The organism is Cellulomonas citrea (assembly GCF_009829685.1).
GTDB lineage: Bacteria > Actinomycetota > Actinomycetes > Actinomycetales > Cellulomonadaceae > Cellulomonas > Cellulomonas citrea.
In genome coordinates, this window is sequence record NZ_VWSD01000070.1 from 1 (window position 1) to 15481 (window position 15481).

The following is a 15481-nucleotide window of genomic DNA, read 5'->3' on the forward strand; positions in this document are numbered from 1 at the left end:
CTCGGCTCGACGGGGTGGCCGCAGTCCGCCGCGACGTTCGTCGTGCTGGACGACTCACCGGCACCCGGCGGCGCCTGGCAGGCGCGCTGGCCCGGGCTCACGATGGCGGCCGCGCACCGCACCCACACCCTGCCCGGGATGCCGCTGTCGGTGCCCGACGCCGATGCCCCCGCATCGAGCGCCGTCCCGGCCTACTTCGCCCAGTACGAGGACGCGTTCGCGCTGCACGTGCAGCGGCCGGTGCACGTGCAGCACGTGCGACGCGACGGTGACCGGTTCGCCGTCGCGTCCCGGCACGTGCAGCTGCCCGACGAGCAGGTCGTCTTCCGCACCCGCGCCGTCATCAGCGCCACCGGGTCCTGGGGCAAGCCGTTCTGGCCGACGTACCCGGGGCGTGAGTCGTTCCTGGGCCGCCAGCTGCACGCCCGCGACTACCGCACCCCCGACGAGCTGGCCGACGCCCCCGTGGTCGTGGTCGGGGGCGGGGCGTCCGCGGTGCACATCGTCGCCGAGCTGTCGGCCGTGACGGCGACCTGCTGGGTGACCCGTCGACCGCCGCAGGTCGACCCGCGGGACCGCACCGAGGCCGTCGAGGCCGCGCAGGCGGCGGGTGCCCTCGTCGCACGGCCCATGTTCGAGCGGATCGGGGCCCGCGGCGTGTGGTTCGCCCCCACCGAGGACGGCGCGCTGCTCCCGGGCTGGGTCGACGGGCCGCCGTTCGTCGCGGCCGGTGCGATCGTGTGGGCGACGGGGTTCCGTCCCGCGCTCGGCCACCTGGCCCCGCTGCACCTGCGCGTGGGCGGTGGCGCGCCCCTGCTCGACGGTGCCGCGGTGGCCGAGGAGCCGCGCCTCGTGCTCGTCGGCTCGGCCGCCGGGACCCTCCCGGAGGACGGTCCGTCGACCGCCGAGGCCGTCGCCGCACTGCTCGACCGGCTCGACTGAGCGGTCTCAGCCCGTCGGCATCCGGCCGTTGGCCCACACCAGGGCGTACGGCAGCGTGAACCGGGCCATCGTCCAGGTGTGCCCCACCCCCACGACCTCGTCGAGCACCACGTCGCCTCCGCGGTCGAGCAGGGTCTGGGCGGCCGCCCGCACGGCCTTGACCGCAGGCATCTGCGACCCGGCCGGCACGCCGATGAACACGTGCTGGTTCGGGTCCACCGTCATGGTGGCGGCGTAGGTCGACACGTCGTGGGTGAGCCACTGGGCATGCGTGGCGAGCATGGCCGTCCCGCCGCTGCCCGGGCTGGGGTACGGGTCCAGTGCCAGGACCGTGCCCCACAGGTCGGGGTGCCGCAGGCCCTGGTCGAGCGCGCAGAAGCCGCCCGAGGAGAAGCCGCCCAGCACCCGGTGCGCGGAGTCGGTCGCGGTGGCGAACCGCGCGTCGACCCACGGCACGAGCACGGTGGTGAGGAAGGTCTCGACCTTCGAGCCGCCGGTGGTCGAGTCCAGGCACTCGGTGTCCCGGTCGCTCGGGCCGGTCCCGTTGACATCGGCGCTCACGACGATCATCGGACGCACGAGCCCGGCCTTGATGAGCACATCCATCGCGTGCGGCACGTCACCGGCGGCGAACCAGTCGCCGGAGGCACCGGGACTGCCGTGCACCAGGTACACCACCGGGTACCGGGTCGACCCGGCCGGGTCGTAGCCGGGAGGGGTGTACACCCAGGTGACCGCGTCGGTCGGCATCGCCAACGAGTCGGGGGCCGGTACCGAGAACGCCTGCGCGGCGCCCTGTCCCGGACCTGCGGGCACGGGCTTCGCCGTGCCGTGCGAGAGCCGGGGTGCGGGTGCCAGCCCCCAGCCGGACAGGGTCGTCTGCAGCGACTGCACGTTGGGGATGTAGCCCGCGACGGCGTTGGCGGTCACGGCCAGTGCGAGCACGGTCGCGAGGCCGGCTCCCCACCCCCAGGGCCACGACCTGCGCCGACGGCGGCGCCGGAGCACCGCCACGACGATGAGCGCCACCGCGAGGGCGCCGAGCGCGGCGGCCGTCCAGCCCGAGCTGATGAGGTCGCCGCCCCGGGCCAGCTCACGCAGCAGGGACCGGCCGATCGTGACATCGGGTCCCGGGACGGCGCTGTGCATCGGGCCATCCTGCCCTCCGCACCTGAGCGCTGCCCAATGCCGGGTCACGGCCGCGGAGGGTCCACACTTGTGGGTCGTGAGCACAGTGGCCCCCCGGACGGCACACACCGCGCTGGCCGCCCAGCGGACCCGGCTGCGGGTGCGCGCCGTCGCCTCCCGCGTGGTCCTCGTGATCGCGGTGCTCACCGCGCTCTCGGCGTTCCGGCCCCGGCTGTGGCGGTCGTGGGGGTTCTTGCGCGAGGTGCTGCCCGGGCTGGTGCCGACCACCGCGCGCTCCTCGCTGCTCGTGGTCGCGATCGCCCTGCTGCTCGCCTCCCGGGGGTTGCGCCGCGGCAGCAGGCTGGCCCACCTCGCGAGCGTCCTGGTGCTCACGGTCTCGGCGCTGCTGCACTTCGTGGAGGGCCGGCACTCCCTGGTGGCCGGGATCGTCACGGCGGTGGGTGCGGTGTGGCTGGGCGCGTGGAGCTCGGCCTTCCCGGTGCTGCCGCAACGCCGCGCGGTGCGCCGGGCGGGGTTGCTGGCCGTGACCGGGGTGCTCGTGCTGCTCGTGCTCGTCGGGCTGTTCTCGGTGCTCACCCTGCACGACCCGCACCCGGCCGCCGACCTGCGGATCCGGCACATCGCGCGCCTCGTGGAGCTCGGTCTGTCGATGGGCTTCCTCGTGGCGCTGGGATGGAGCCTGGTCGCGCCGTGGCGCCCGGCCCGGCTCGGCGCACGCGACCAGCACCTCGAGCGCGAACGTGCGCGGGCCGTCGTCGACCGGTACGGCGGCGGCACGCTCGACTACTTCGCGCTGCGTGACGACAAGTCGTGGTTCTTCGTCGGGCAGTCGGTGGTGGCGCACTCGGTGCGGGCCGGGGTGTGCCTGGTCTCGCCGGACCCGATCGGGCCGGTCGAGGAGCGTGAGCAGACCTGGGTGGAGTTCCTCGGCTACGCGCACGAGTTCGGCTGGTCGGTCGCGGTCATCGGCGCCTCGGCGTCGTGGCTGCCGGTGTACGAGGCGAGCGGGCTGCGCAGCGTCTATCTGGGCGACGAGGCGATCGTCGACTGCCCCTCGTTCTCGTTGGCCGGTGGTGAGCGCAAGTCGTTGCGGCAGGCGGTCAACCGGGTCGCCAAGGGTGGCTGGACGACGACGTTCGTGGACCCGCTCGAGCTCGACGAGGACGGCCGGGCCCAGATCGCGGCGATGTCCGGCGAGTCCCGGCACGGTGAGGGGGAACGCGGCTTCTCGATGACCCTGTCCCGGATGTTCGACCCCGACGACGCCGGTCTGCTGCTCGCGGTCACCCGATCACCCGAGGGCCGGGTCGACGCGTTCTGCCAGTTCACCCCGGCTGCGGAGATCGACGGCTGGTCGTTGGACGTGATGCGGCGTCGGATGGACGTGGACGACCTGCCCAACGGCCTCATCGACTTCACCATCGCGCGCACCATCGACGAGGTGGTCCGCCGCGGCCAGCACGGGCTGGGGCTGAACTTCGCGGTGATGCGCGAGGTGCTCGAGAACCACCCGGCCACGCGGTTCGACGCGCTCGTGCGCCCGCTGTTGCAGCGGGTCTCGGCCACCACCCAGATGTCCAGCCTGGCGACGTTCAACTCCAAGTACGGGCCCGGCTGGGTGCCGCGGTTCGTCGTGCTGGACGCCGCCGAGTTCGTCGCGACCCAGGCGCTCGTGATGGCGGACGCCGAGGGCGTCACCGAGATCCCGCTGATCGGCCGGTTCCTGGCTCGTTCGCCGCGACCGGGCAGCTGAGGGGCGCCCCGGGTCGACCGAGGCGCGCCCCGCGTCGCTACGACGCGCCGTCGAGCGGGAACCGGACGTGCCGGGTCTGGTAGAGCCGCAGGGCCAGCGCCAGCCGGAGCCGGCCGGCCGGTGCGCCGACGTCGAAGCCCAGCTCGTCCACGACCTGCGCGACCCGGGCTTGCACGGTGGAGTGGTGCAGGCCGAGGACGTGCGCGGCCCCGCGGTGCGAGTCGGCGACGGTCAGCGCATCCAGCGTCTCCAGGCCCCACGGCTCGCGCAGCAGGGTGCCGACGTGGGCGACGTCCACCGGTTCGGCCTCGGCGGCCTCGGAGGCGGCCAGCATCGGGCCGAGCACCCCGAGCTGCTCCCAGTCGACCACAGGCCACAGCGGGGTGGCCATCCGCACCGCGAGAAGGGCCTCCTGCCAGGACGTCGGCACGCCCCGCAGCGGGACTGCGGAGCCCACGCCACCGAGGCTGGGGCGGGTCGGCGACCGCGCCTCGATCACCCCGACGAGCACCGTGCCGACGGCCGAGTCGACGAGGGTCGAGCGCATCCCGGCCGGGGCCGGCACGTCCGGCGGTGCGGCGACGACGCGCAGCGCGCGGTCGGTCGGCAACCGCAGCCTGCGGGCGGCCTTGCGCCGGACGTCGTCCGTCGAGGTGGTCGAGAGCAGGATCTCCAGCGCACCCGCGTCGTCGAGGTCCATCGGGCTGACCCGTTCGAGCGTCAGGCGCAACCCGGCGGCCAGACGCTCGAGCGTCAGCGAGTCGTTCGCGTTGGGCTCACCCTCGCGCTCGATCCACACGACGGCGCCGGACCCGTCGTCGAACTCCAGGTGCGGCCAGTCGCCGACCGAGGTCAGGTCCTGCACCGGCGGCAGCACGTGGCCGGCCGAGTCGACCCTGATCCACAGCTGGTGCAGCGGGTGCCCGAAGCCCGCGGGCCAGCCCGACAGCACGGCCGCCCCGCGGACGAACGGTTCGAGCCCGGCCCGTTGGCTGAGCAACGTGTCGAAGAACGTGATGATCTTCAAGGCGGCCGAGGCGCCCTCGTCCAGCGCGCTCAGCCGCTGCAGCAGCTCCTTCACGAGCCGCTACCTGTCACCCGCAGGCGGGTGGCAGGTGACGTGAGCGGTCGAACCACCTCGGACCTCCGTCAGCCTCGACCCGAGAACCCCAGGGCCCGATCGAGCCAGTTGCGCACTGCGTCACGTTCGCCACGGGCCAGTGCGGTGTGCTCGAGCATCTGGAACCCGTGGAACGCGCCCGACCAGACGTGCAGCTCTGCCTGTCCGCCGGCCGCCCAGATCCCGGCAGCATAGGTCACGCACTCGTCCCTGAACACCTCGGCGCTGCCGGCCTCGATGAACACCGGCGGCAGTCCGTCGAACCGCGTGGTGCGTGCCGGCGAGGCGTAGGCGGGCACGTCGGCCGTGCCGTAGAGAGGACCGAGCAGCGAGCGCCAGCCGAGCTCGTTCTCCGTCGCGTTCCACAGCCCGGTCGGGAACTGGCGGGTCGAGACGGTGTCGTTCCGGTCGTCGAGCATCGGGGCCAGCAGGAGCTGGCCGCCGACCCGCGGCCCTCTGCGGTCGCGAGCCATGAGCGCGACGGCGGCCGCGAGCCCACCGCCGGCGCTGATCCCCGCCAGCAGGGCCGTGTCGAGGTTGAGGCCGAGCCGGCCTGCGTGCTCGTCCAGCCAGCACAGCCCCGCATAGCAGTCCTCCTGCGGGATCGGGTACCGGTGCTCGGGTGCGAGCCGGTACTCGAGGGTGGCGACCACGGCGTTGTACCGCTCGATCCACTCCAGGAACGAGTCGGCCCCGCTCCAGCGGTTGCCGAGGATCATGCCGCCACCGTGCAGGTAGTAGATGAGCGGGCTGGTCGGGATGCGGTCGCGACGGTGCACGAGGCTCATCGTCAGCTCGGCACCGTCCGGGGTGCGGACGGTCTCGTCGGTGCGCACCAGGCCCAGCTCGTCGATCCGGGCGACCATCAGCTCGGCGGCGGCCGCGTCCTCGGCGCGCTTGGCGGGGATGTCGTCGGCCGTGATCGGCGACGGCTGCACCACCTGGAGGGCGAGCGCGGCCGCGCTCTCGGAGTCGATCGGAGGCGCCGGCAGCGGCGCGACGTGCTGTGTCATCCCTTGACCGATCCTTGCAGGAGAGCAGCGACGAACTGCTTCTGGAAGACCACGAACACGACGATCGTGGGCAGCATGACGAGCAGAGCAGCGGCGGACATCAGCACGATGTCCTGGCCGTACTGCCCCTGGAAGGCACCGAGGGCACCGGCGACGGTCCGCTTGAGCGGGTCGTCCATCATGACCAGGGCGATGATGAACTGGTTCCAGGTCCACAGGCTGAAGAGCACCGCGAGGGTCGACAGCGCGGGACGGGCCAGCGGCAGGTGGACCCGGCGGAGCATCGCCCACGACCCGGCTCCGTCGAGCGCGGCCGCCTCGTTGAGCTCGTTCGGGACCCCGGCGAAGTGTGCCCGCATCCAGATGACACCGAACGGCATGTAGAGGGCGATGAGCGGCAGCGCGATGGCCGGTCGGGTGTTGAGCAGCCCGTAGGTGCGCATCATGTAGTAGAGAGGCCAGATCAGGCCCTCGAACGGGATCGTCAGGCCGATCAGCAGCAGGCCCATGGCGATGACGCCGCCCGGAACCCGCAGCACGGCCAGGCCGTAGGCCGCCAGGGTCGCGACGACGAGCGCCGCCGGGACGACCATGACGACGAGCAGGGCGCTCGACGTCATGAGCTGGGGCAGCTGGGCGGTCCGGAACGCCGTGACGAAGTTCTCCCAGTGCATCGGGTTCGGGACCGTCAGCCCGGTGGGGGAGCTGCCGGCCGGCTGGAGCGCGGCGCTGAGCATCCCGACGAACGGCAGCAGGGTGAACAGGACGAGCAGCGTGAGGATGATCCGTCCCGCCCACCGCTCCCGCGCCGAGATCCGACGGCCGTTCATGACCTGCCTCGCACGAGTCGCTGGACGGGGATGACCACGACGAGCACGAGGGCCATGAGCACGACGCCCATCGCCGCACCGGCGCCCACCCGGGCCTGGTTGAAGGAGAGCTGGTAGACGTCCACGCCCGGCACCATGGTGGCCCGCCCGGGCCCGCCCAGGGTCATGACGTAGACGACGTCGAAGCTGGCCAGCGCCCCGATGAGCGTGATGGTGACCGCCACCGCGAGCTCGTTGCGCACACCCGGGAGGGTGACGGCGAAGAACTCCTGGACCGCGCCGGCGCCGTCGACCCGGGCCGCGTCGTAGAGGGACGGGTCGATCTTGCCCATACCGGTGCTCAGCAGCATCGTGCACAGCCCGAGCGTCACCCAGGTCCCGACCACGCCGACCGCGGGCAGCGCCCAGGTGAAGTCGGCGAGCCACGGCCGGGTGACGGACCCGAGCCCGACGGCGCGCAGCAGCTGGTTGATGGCGCCGTCCTCGGCGTACAGCCACTTCCAGGCGATGGCGGCACCCACCAGCGGCACCACTTGGGGCAGGAACAGGATTGTCTGCGCCGCCCGGCTCCAGCGTGACGCCATCGACCGGGTGAGGGTCGCGGCGACCAGCCCGATGCCGATCGAGAGCACGGTGTAGAAGAAGATCAGCTTGAAGGAGTTGAGCAGCGCGCCCAGCCGGCTCGGGTCGGAGAAGACCTGCGCGTAGTTGCGCAGACCGACCCACTTCGCCACGCCGATCCCGTTCCAGTCGAAGAACGAGTACTGCACGGACAGACCCAGTGGTTGCAGCACGAACCAGCCGTACAGGGCCATCGCAGGGAGCACGTACAGCCAGCCCACCCAGCGGTGGCGGTGGCGACGGGCGCGGGCCCCGCGGCCGCGGGGAACGACATCCCCGCGGCCGACGGTGCCCTCGATGGTGCTCGTCATCGACCGAGCTCGGTCACGTACGCCTTCTGCACGCCGGAGACCAGGTCCTGCGGCGTCATCCGCTGGGTGAGCAGCAGCTGCAGGTCCGGGCCGAGCGTCGAGGTGAGGATGCCGGGCGTCGCGTTCCCGAGGAAGTCGATCGCGCCGTCCTCCTGCGCCAGCCGGGTGGCCGCCGCGACGGTGTCGACCGCCAGGGTGCCGGCCTTGGGGGACGGGGCCGGCAGGTCGGCCGGCCCGCCCGGGGAGGACCCGGTGATGTCCAGCACGATCTGCCGGGCCTTGGCGTCGGTGTGCACCCAGTTGAAGAAGTAGGCGGCCACGTCCTTGTGCTTCGCGGTCGCGGGGACGACGTAGGTCGCCGGTGCCGCCATCGCCACGTGCTTGCTCGTCGCGGTCTGACCCGGGAACAGGAAGAACCCGTAGCCGCCGGGGCTCGCCTGGTCGAAGGCGCTGGCCGACCAGTCGCCGTTGATCATGAAGACGCCCTGCCCCTGGGCGAACCGCCCGACGGAGGTGGCGTAGTCGATCGCGTTGACGTCGTCGGGGAAGTAGCCCTTGGACGCCCAGTCCTGGATGGTCGTCGCCGCCTGGACCGAGGAGTCGAGCTGGTAGGTCGCGCCGGCGTCGTCGTAGATCCAGCTCTTGAGCTTGTCCAGCCCGTCGAACTGGTTCTGCACGGCCTGCAGCGGGAACGCCCCGTTGAAGTCCTGGTTGCCGACCATGATCGGCACCTGGCCGGCGGCCTTGGCCTGAGCGAGGTCGGCCTCGAAGTCGGCGAGGGTGGTCGGCACCGAGGTGATCCCGGCCTTCGCGGCGAGCGCCTTGTTGTAGTAGACGCCGGTCACCGAGTAGCCGATGCCCAGCGCATACAACGACCCGCCTGCTCCGCGCGACCCGTCCGACTTCACCCGCACCTGGTTGAGGGTGCCCTGCGGCCAGGAGTCCCACCCGTAGGCCCCGGCGTACGGGTCGAGGTTGGTGAGGATCCCGTCCTGTGCCGCCTGCGAGACCGTCGGGTAGCGCATGAGGTCGGGCGCGTCCGGGCTGGAGATGATCTTGGTCGCGTTCTGCGCCAGGTTCGAGAACGTGTCGGACTGGAACGCGAACGTGACGTTCGGGTGCTCCTTGGTGAACTCGGCGGCGAGCGTCTTGAACGCCTCCTGGAAGTTCGTCTCCAGGTAGACGTCGAGGACCACGTCCCCGCTGGGCAGCTCCGTGCTCACCGCGGCGGTGGTGGTGGACGCGCTGCTCGCACCCGTACCGGGCGGCGAGCAGGCGGCGAGCGCGGCGACGCTCGCTGCGGTCAGGAGACCGATCGACGTGGCGCGGATCCCGCGCCGGCCTGTCGTGCTCATCACAGGCATGCCCTTCTTCGTTGAAGTCGAGATGCTGGGGTCAGCACCGCACGTCCACTGTGGCGGTTGGACGTCGGCGGCGACACCGCCATGAGGATGCGGGATCGCCGTACCTGACCGCCAGGTGGCGGTTGCCGTGCGGGTGCTGCGGCGGGTGCGATGGAGGGGTCGCCGAGGGGCGGCCATCGACACCGGTGCCGCGGGGCGCCGACGGAGGGACGTCAGTGAAGACCACCTACCTGCAGCCGACCGTCGGGGGCGTCGTTGTCCGCGGTTCGCTGCACCAGCCGGCCGAGGGCACGGGCGGCGACCTCGTCGTGCTCAACCACGGTTTCGGCTCCAACCGGATGGAGGGGCTGGGGCTGTTCGTGGCGCTGTCGCGTGAGCTGTGCGCTGCGGGGTTCCAGGTCGCCGCCTTCGACCGCCCGGGCCACGGGGAGAGCGACGGGGAGTTCGCCGACGTGACGATCGACCGGGAGATCGCGCACCTGCAGGCCCTGCTCGACTGGCTGTCCGACGAGTCGCCGATCACCTTCGACGCGCTGCACCTCGTGGGGATGAGCATGGGCTCGGTGGTGGCGGCTGCGGCCGCGGCGGCCAGCCCGGTGCCCGTCGCCTCGCTCACGCTGTGGTCGCCGGCTGCCGTGTTCGCCGACGAGCTGCGGGGCGGGACGGTGCAGGGCCTGCCGTTCGGTGACCTGATGGCCACGGGGTACGTGGACTTCCTCGGGCTGCAGATGTCGAAGGCGTACGTCGACGCGGCGGTGCGCTTCGACCCGTACGCAGCCGCGGCGGGCTACGAGGGCCCGGTGCGGATCCTGCACGGCTCGGCCGACCCGATCGTCCCGACCGTGTACGCCCAGCGCTATGCCGATCTGTACGGCGACCGGGCGCAGCTGACCGTCGTCGACGGTGCGGACCACGGCTGGACCTCGGTCCCGCGGCGGGTGACCGTGATCGGGCAGACCGTCCAGTTCCTGCTCGCCCACGCGTCCGGCCACGGCGCATGAGCAAGGCGGGCATGGCGAACGAGGTCCAGCTCATCACCTACGTCGACCGGCTCGGCGGCGACTTCGCGGGGCTGCGGAGGTTGCTCGGCGAGTACTTCCCGGGGGTCTTCGGCGGCGTGCACGCGCTGCCGTTCTTCACCCCGTTCGACGGCGCCGACGCGGGGTTCGACCCGGTCGACCACACGGTCGTCGACCCGCGGCTGGGCGACTGGGCGTCCGTGGCCGCTCTGGCCGACGAGGTGGACCTGACGGTCGACGTCATCGTCAACCACGTGTCCTCGCACTCGGCCCAGTTCCTCGACGTCGTGGCTGGCGGGGACGGCTCGCGGTACGCCTCGATGTTCCTGACGCTGGGGTCGGTGTTCCCGGCCGGCGCGACCGAGGATGCGCTGGCGCAGATCTACCGGCCGCGTCCGGGGCTGCCGTTCACGCCGTACCGGCTCGGCGGCGAGCCCCGGCTGGTGTGGACCACCTTCACCGGCGAGCAGATCGACATCGACGTCCGCTCGCCAACGGGTCGTGAGTACCTGGTGTCGATCCTGGACACGTTGAGCCGCGCCGGTGTGACGATGATCCGGCTCGATGCGGTGGGCTACGCGATCAAGACGGCCGGGACGTCGTGCTTCATGACCCCCGAGACATTCGAGTTCATCGACGAGCTCACGGCGCTGGCCCACGCGCGCGACCTCGAGGTGCTGGTCGAGGTGCACTCGTTCTACCGGCGACAGGTGGAGATCGCGCACCGCGTCGACCGGGTGTACGACTTCGCCCTGCCGCCGCTCGTGCTGCACGCGGCCCACACCGGCGACCACGCACCGCTGCTGCGCTGGCTCGACGTGCGCCCCGGCAACGCCGTGACCGTGCTGGACACCCACGACGGGATCGGGATCATCGACGTCGGGCCCGATCCGGCCACGGGGGAGCCCGGGCTGCTCGACGCCGCGCAGATCGACGCGCTGGTCGAGCACGTCCACGTCGCCTCGGCCGGGCAGAGCCGGGAGGCGACGGGCGCCGCGGCGTCCAACCTCGACCTCTACCAGGTCAACTGCACCTACCTCGACGCACTGGGCGGTGACGAGGCGCGCTACCTGGCGGCCCGGGCCGTGCAGCTGTTCTGCCCCGGGATCCCGCAGGTGTACTACGTCGGCGCGCTCGCCGGCCACAACGACATGGCGCTGCTGGCCGCGACCGGTGTGGGCCGGGACATCAACCGGCACCGGTACACCGGCGACGAGGTGCGGGTGCAGGCGGCGAGCCCCGCCGTGGTGGCGCTGGCCGAGCTGTGCCGGTTCCGCAACCGGTTCCCGGCCTTCTCCGGTACGTTCGCCGCAGCGCCGGCGGGCGCGGGTCTGGGCCTCACCTGGACCGACGGTGCCCACCGAGCGGAGCTGGTCGCGGACCTGGCCGCCGGGACGGCGTCGCTCAGATGGTCCGACGGTGACCGGACCTGGCGCACCGACGACCTGCTGGCCGACCCGCCGCGGTCGTGACCGCGCCCGCACCTCGCCCTTCGCCCCTCGCCGTGCCGGCCCACCGCGCCGGTGCGCTGCCCCTCGTTGCCCCTCGCCGTCTGCTCTGGAGGACCCCACCATGCCCCGCTTCGACCTGCCCCTGGAGGATCTGCGCAGCTACGCACCGCAGGTTCGTGAACCGCGGGACTTCGACGTCTTCTGGACCGGCGGGGTGGCGCAGGCCAGGGCGCTCGGGGGAGCGCCGCAGGTCCGTCGCCTCGACTCCCCGCTCACCGGCGTCGCGGTGCACGAGCTGACCTTCCCGGGGTTCGCCGGGGACTCGGTCCTGGGCTGGTACCTGCGCCCGGCCGGCACCGACGCACCGCTGGCGACGATCGTCGAGTTCGTCGGCTACGGCGCCGGGCGGGGGCTGCCGCACGAGCGGCTCGCATGGCCCGTCGCGGGGTACGCCTACGTCGTGATGGACACCCGGGGGCAGGGCTCCGCCTGGGGCGGCGGCGGGGTGACCGACGACCCGCACGGTGCCGGACCCGCGGTCCCGGGGTTCACCACCCGTGGTATCGAGGACCCCGCCGACTACTACTACCGGCGGGTGTTCATCGACGCGGTGCGCTGCGTCGACGCGGTCCGGCTGCTCGACGGGGTCGATCCCGCGCGTCTGGTGGTCACCGGGATCAGCCAGGGCGGCGGCATCGCCCTCGCTGTCGCCGGCCTGCGCGACGACCTGGCGGGCGCCCTGGTCGACGTGCCGTTCTGCTGCCACTTCGAGCGGGCGGTGGGGCTCACCGACGCTGACCCGTACGCCGAGATCGCCCGCTACCTCGCGGTGCACCGTGACCGGGTGGACCAGGTGTTCGACACGCTGTCGTACATGGACGGGGTGAGCTTCGCCGCCCGCGCCTCGGCGCCGGCCTTGTTCTCGACGGCGCTGCTCGACCCGATCTGCCCACCCTCGACCGTGTTCGCCGCGTACAACCGCTACGCGGGCCCCAAGGACATCACCGTCTACCCGTTCAACGACCACGAGGGCGGTGGGGTGGCCCGGTGGCCGGTGCAGGAGCGGTTCGTGCGGGCGCTGCTGGGGGGTTGACCGCCCCAGCAGCGCCCGACCACTAGGCCTTCGGCGCGGCCAGCCCTGCGGCGATGAGGTCCATGACCGAGGAGTCGGCCAACGTGGTCGCGTCGCCGACCACCCGGTGCTCGGCGACGTCCCGCAGCAGCCGTCGCATGATCTTGCCGGACCGGGTCTTGGGCAGCTCGGGCACGACGAGGATCTGCCGCGGCTTGGCGATCGGGCCGATGGCCTTGGCCACGTGCGCACGCAGCTGGGCCGCGACCTCGTCGGCCGGCAGCGCAGCCCCGGCGGCGTCACCGCGCAGGATGACGAACGCGACGACGGCCTGGCCGGTCGTCTCGTCGCTCGCGCCGACCACCGCCGCCTCGGCCACCCACTCGTGGCTGACCAGGGCGGACTCGATCTCGGTGGTGGACAGCCGGTGCCCCGACACGTTCATCACGTCGTCCACGCGGCCGAGCAGCCAGATGTCGCCGTCCTCGTCCTTCTTGGCGCCGTCACCGGCGAAGTAGATGCCCTTGAACCGCGACCAGTAGGTGTCGACGTACCGGTCGGGGTCGCCCCAGATGCCGCGCAGCATCGACGGCCAGGGCTCGGTGATGACGAGGTAGCCGCCCGAGCCGTTGGGCACCGAGTGCGTCTCGTCGTCGATGACGTCGGCGGCGATGCCCGGCAGCGGCACCTGGGCGGAGCCGGGCTTGGTGGTGGTCACCCCGGGCAGCGGGCTGATCATGATGGCGCCGGTCTCGGTCTGCCACCAGGTGTCGACGATCGGCGCCCGGTCCCCGCCGATGGTGCTGCGGTACCAGATCCAGGCCTCGGGGTTGATCGGCTCGCCGACCGAGCCCAGGACGCGCAGCGAGGACAGGTCGTGGGCCGCCGGCCACTGCTCGCCCCACTTCATGCAGGAGCGGATGGCGGTGGGGGCGGTGTAGAGGATCGAGACCTTGTACTTCTCGATGATCGACCACCAGCGCCCGCGGTCCGGGGTGTCCGGGGTGCCCTCGTAGATCACCTGGGTCGCGCCGTTGACCAGCGGGCCGTAGGCGACGTACGAGTGCCCGGTGATCCAGCCGACGTCGGCCGTGCACCAGTACACGTCCGTCTCCGGCTTGAGGTCGAAGACGTTGAGGTGGGTGAACGCGGCCTGGGTGAGGTAGCCGCCGGTGGTGTGCAGGATGCCCTTGGGCTTCCCGGTGGTGCCCGACGTGTAGAGGATGAACAGCGGGTGCTCGGCGTTCACCGGGACCGGCGTGTGCTGGTCGCTGGCGGTGTCCACGACGTCGTGCCACCACACGTCGCGGCCCTGCGTCCAGGCGGTGTCCTGGCCGGTGCGCCGCACGACGAGCACGTGGCCGACGGTCGTGGGGCCCTTGGCGAGCGCCTCGTCGACGGCGGGCTTGAGCGCGGCGGGTGCGCCGCGGCGGTAGCCGCCGTCGGCGGTGACGACGACCTTGGCCTCGGCGTCGAGGATGCGCGAGTACAGCGCCTCGGCGGAGAAGCCGCCGAAGACCACCGAGTGCGGTGCGCCGATGCGGGCGCAGGCCAGCATGGTGATGACGGCCTCGGGGATCATCGGCAGGTAGACGGCCACCCGGTCACCGGTGCCGACGCCGAGCGCGGTCAGCGCGTTGGCGGCGCGGGAGACCTCGCGCTGCAGATCGGCGTAGGTGAGGGTGCGGGTGTCGCCGGGCTCGCCCTCGAAGTGGATCGCGACCCGGTCACCGAGGCCGGCCTCGACGTGCCGGTCGACGGCGTTGTAGGCGGCGTTGAGCTCACCGTCGGCGAACCAGGTGGCGAACGGCGGGTTCGACCAGTCCAGACCCGTGCTGAACGGGGTGCTCCAGGTGAGCAGCGTGCGTGCCTGCTCGGCCCAGAAGGCCGGTCGGTCGGCGTTGGCCCAGGCGTACAGGTCGCTGGTCGCGTTGGCGTGGGCCGCCAGGTCGGGGGGCGGCGGGAACCTGCGCTCCTCCGACAGGAGGTTCTCCAGCCCCGGTTCGGGTGCGTGCTGCTGCTCGGTCACGGGCCACTCTCCGTACATCATCGTCGGTGCACGTGCTGCGTGGTCGGAGACTAGCCGGTTCGACCGGGACTTTCGGCCCAGACGGGGGACCGGTTTCGGGCGGCGAGCAAGGGAGCGCTCCCACGCAGCGGCGTCCCCTGAGCGGGTGACCCGGTGCGGTCAGCCGACCCGGTGACGCTCCCGGAACGCGCCCAGCCGCAGGCCACGGCGCCGGGTCGCGGCCGCTGCGAGCCCGGCCACGAGCAGCAGCAGCCCGGCGAGCAGCAACGTCCCCGAGGTACCTGCCACCACCGTCTGGGTGACGGTGGCGTGCCAGCCCTCGGGGTCGATGAGCAGCAGCGTCTGGCGCGCCGTGAACGTCGGCGCCACCAGGGCGGGGAGCCCGAGCAGGAGCAGCACGACACCTCCCGTCACGGGGACCGCGGCGGTCCAGGTGGCCAGCAGCACGACACAGGCCAGCAGCACCGCGCCGACCGCGACGAGAGCGATCCCGAGCATCTCGACGTCCCCGTCCCAGCCGTCGGCCTGCACCACGAGGATGCGCGACTGGCCCAGCAGCAGGGCGAGGGCTCCGACCGGCGCGAGCACGAGACCGACGAGCACGCCCAGCATGTGGGCCCAGATCCCGGCGGGTGCCGGGGGGTGCGGGTCGGGGAAGTCGAAACCGGGCTCTCCCGTGGGTGGCACGGGTGCCGGTGCGCCGGTCGGCAGCGGTGCGGCCCCACGGGGGTCGCCGAGGCCGGGGCCTGCGCCTGGGCCGTCGGCGCCCGCGGTGGCGTCGGCGCCGCTGCCGAGCTGCTGCACGTG

12 protein-coding genes and 1 pseudogene are annotated in these 15481 nt (G+C 72.6%); 5 read left to right on the plus strand and 8 right to left on the minus strand.

From position 1 onward, the window contains the following. A partial coding sequence (locus F2B26_RS09375) for a flavin-containing monooxygenase (RefSeq protein WP_159808673.1) occupies positions 1–942 on the plus strand: 942 nt, incomplete at its 5' end. A gap of 6 nt (positions 943–948) precedes the next feature. Here F2B26_RS09375 and F2B26_RS09380 read toward each other — a convergent pair. Then, the gene (locus F2B26_RS09380; protein WP_159808675.1) at positions 949–2091 is read right to left on the minus strand and encodes an alpha/beta hydrolase; all 1143 of its coding nucleotides are present in this window, start codon (positions 2089–2091) and stop codon (positions 949–951) included. Positions 2092–2167: 76 nt separating this feature from the next. Between F2B26_RS09380 and F2B26_RS09385 the strand changes: the two genes are divergently transcribed. Further along, positions 2168–3844 (plus strand): bifunctional lysylphosphatidylglycerol flippase/synthetase MprF, encoded by a 1677-nt coding sequence (locus F2B26_RS09385; RefSeq protein WP_159808677.1) that lies wholly within the window; start codon positions 2168–2170, stop codon positions 3842–3844. Positions 3845–3881: 37 nt separating this feature from the next. Here the strand turns inward: F2B26_RS09385 and F2B26_RS09390 are convergent, their stop codons facing one another. From F2B26_RS09390 to F2B26_RS09410, 5 genes are all read right to left on the minus strand, one after another. Beyond that, positions 3882–4925 (minus strand): helix-turn-helix domain-containing protein, encoded by a 1044-nt coding sequence (locus tag F2B26_RS09390; RefSeq protein WP_159808679.1) that lies wholly within the window; start codon positions 4923–4925, stop codon positions 3882–3884. A gap of 68 nt (positions 4926–4993) precedes the next feature. After that, positions 4994–5977 (minus strand): alpha/beta hydrolase, encoded by a 984-nt coding sequence (locus tag F2B26_RS09395; protein WP_159808681.1) that lies wholly within the window; start codon positions 5975–5977, stop codon positions 4994–4996. Beyond that, positions 5974–6807: a carbohydrate ABC transporter permease gene (locus tag F2B26_RS09400; protein WP_159808683.1), complete on the minus strand. Its 834-nt coding sequence runs from the start codon at positions 6805–6807 to the stop codon at positions 5974–5976. Before F2B26_RS09400 ends, F2B26_RS09395 begins: the two co-directional genes overlap by 4 nt. After that, the gene (locus tag F2B26_RS09405) at positions 6804–7739 is read right to left on the minus strand and encodes a carbohydrate ABC transporter permease (RefSeq protein ID WP_159808685.1); all 936 of its coding nucleotides are present in this window, start codon (positions 7737–7739) and stop codon (positions 6804–6806) included. Before F2B26_RS09405 ends, F2B26_RS09400 begins: the two co-directional genes overlap by 4 nt. After that, positions 7736–9094, minus strand: a complete 1359-nt coding sequence (locus tag F2B26_RS09410; RefSeq protein ID WP_159808687.1) for an ABC transporter substrate-binding protein — start codon at positions 9092–9094, stop codon at positions 7736–7738. The genes F2B26_RS09405 and F2B26_RS09410 overlap by 4 nt, the downstream gene beginning before the upstream one ends. Before the next feature lie 224 nt (positions 9095–9318). Between F2B26_RS09410 and F2B26_RS09415 the strand changes: the two genes are divergently transcribed. The 3 genes from F2B26_RS09415 (at position 9319) to F2B26_RS09425 (ending at position 12666) form a co-directional block, all read left to right on the plus strand. Next, on the plus strand, positions 9319–10104 hold the full coding sequence (locus F2B26_RS09415) for an alpha/beta hydrolase (protein ID WP_159808689.1): 786 nt from the start codon (positions 9319–9321) through the stop codon (positions 10102–10104). An 11-nt stretch (positions 10105–10115) separates the two neighbouring features. Then, a complete protein-coding gene (gene gtfA / locus F2B26_RS09420) occupies positions 10116–11594 on the plus strand; it encodes a sucrose phosphorylase (protein ID WP_159808691.1) in 1479 nt (492 codons plus the stop codon). A gap of 100 nt (positions 11595–11694) precedes the next feature. Beyond that, positions 11695–12666 carry an acetylxylan esterase gene (locus F2B26_RS09425; protein WP_159808693.1) on the plus strand — a complete coding sequence of 324 codons (972 nt, stop codon included), beginning with the start codon at positions 11695–11697 and terminating at the stop codon, positions 12664–12666. 22 nt (positions 12667–12688) lie between these two features. Here F2B26_RS09425 and acs read toward each other — a convergent pair whose 3' ends face one another. Continuing rightward, positions 12689–14692: an acetate--CoA ligase gene (acs, locus tag F2B26_RS09430; RefSeq protein WP_201292680.1), complete on the minus strand. Its 2004-nt coding sequence runs from the start codon at positions 14690–14692 to the stop codon at positions 12689–12691. Between the two features lie 141 nt (positions 14693–14833). Next, positions 14834–15481, minus strand: a pseudogene (locus F2B26_RS09435) (hypothetical protein); the annotation flags it as partial.

What these genes read in the sequence shown, in the direction of transcription:
- F2B26_RS09425 (WP_159808693.1), top strand. Translation starts at nt 11,695, where the DNA reads ATGCCCCGCTTCGACCTGCCCCTGGAGGATCTGCGCAGCTACGCACCG.
- F2B26_RS09395 (WP_159808681.1), bottom strand. Translation starts at nt 5,977, where the DNA reads ATGACACAGCACGTCGCGCCGCTGCCGGCGCCTCCGATCGACTCCGAG.
- gtfA (WP_159808691.1), top strand. Translation starts at nt 10,116, where the DNA reads ATGGCGAACGAGGTCCAGCTCATCACCTACGTCGACCGGCTCGGCGGC.
- F2B26_RS09400 (WP_159808683.1), bottom strand. Translation starts at nt 6,807, where the DNA reads ATGAACGGCCGTCGGATCTCGGCGCGGGAGCGGTGGGCGGGACGGATC.
- F2B26_RS09380 (WP_159808675.1), bottom strand. Translation starts at nt 2,091, where the DNA reads ATGCACAGCGCCGTCCCGGGACCCGATGTCACGATCGGCCGGTCCCTG.
- F2B26_RS09410 (WP_159808687.1), bottom strand. Translation starts at nt 9,094, where the DNA reads ATGAGCACGACAGGCCGGCGCGGGATCCGCGCCACGTCGATCGGTCTC.
- F2B26_RS09405 (WP_159808685.1), bottom strand. Translation starts at nt 7,739, where the DNA reads ATGACGAGCACCATCGAGGGCACCGTCGGCCGCGGGGATGTCGTTCCC.
- acs (WP_201292680.1), bottom strand. Translation starts at nt 14,692, where the DNA reads ATGTACGGAGAGTGGCCCGTGACCGAGCAGCAGCACGCACCCGAACCG.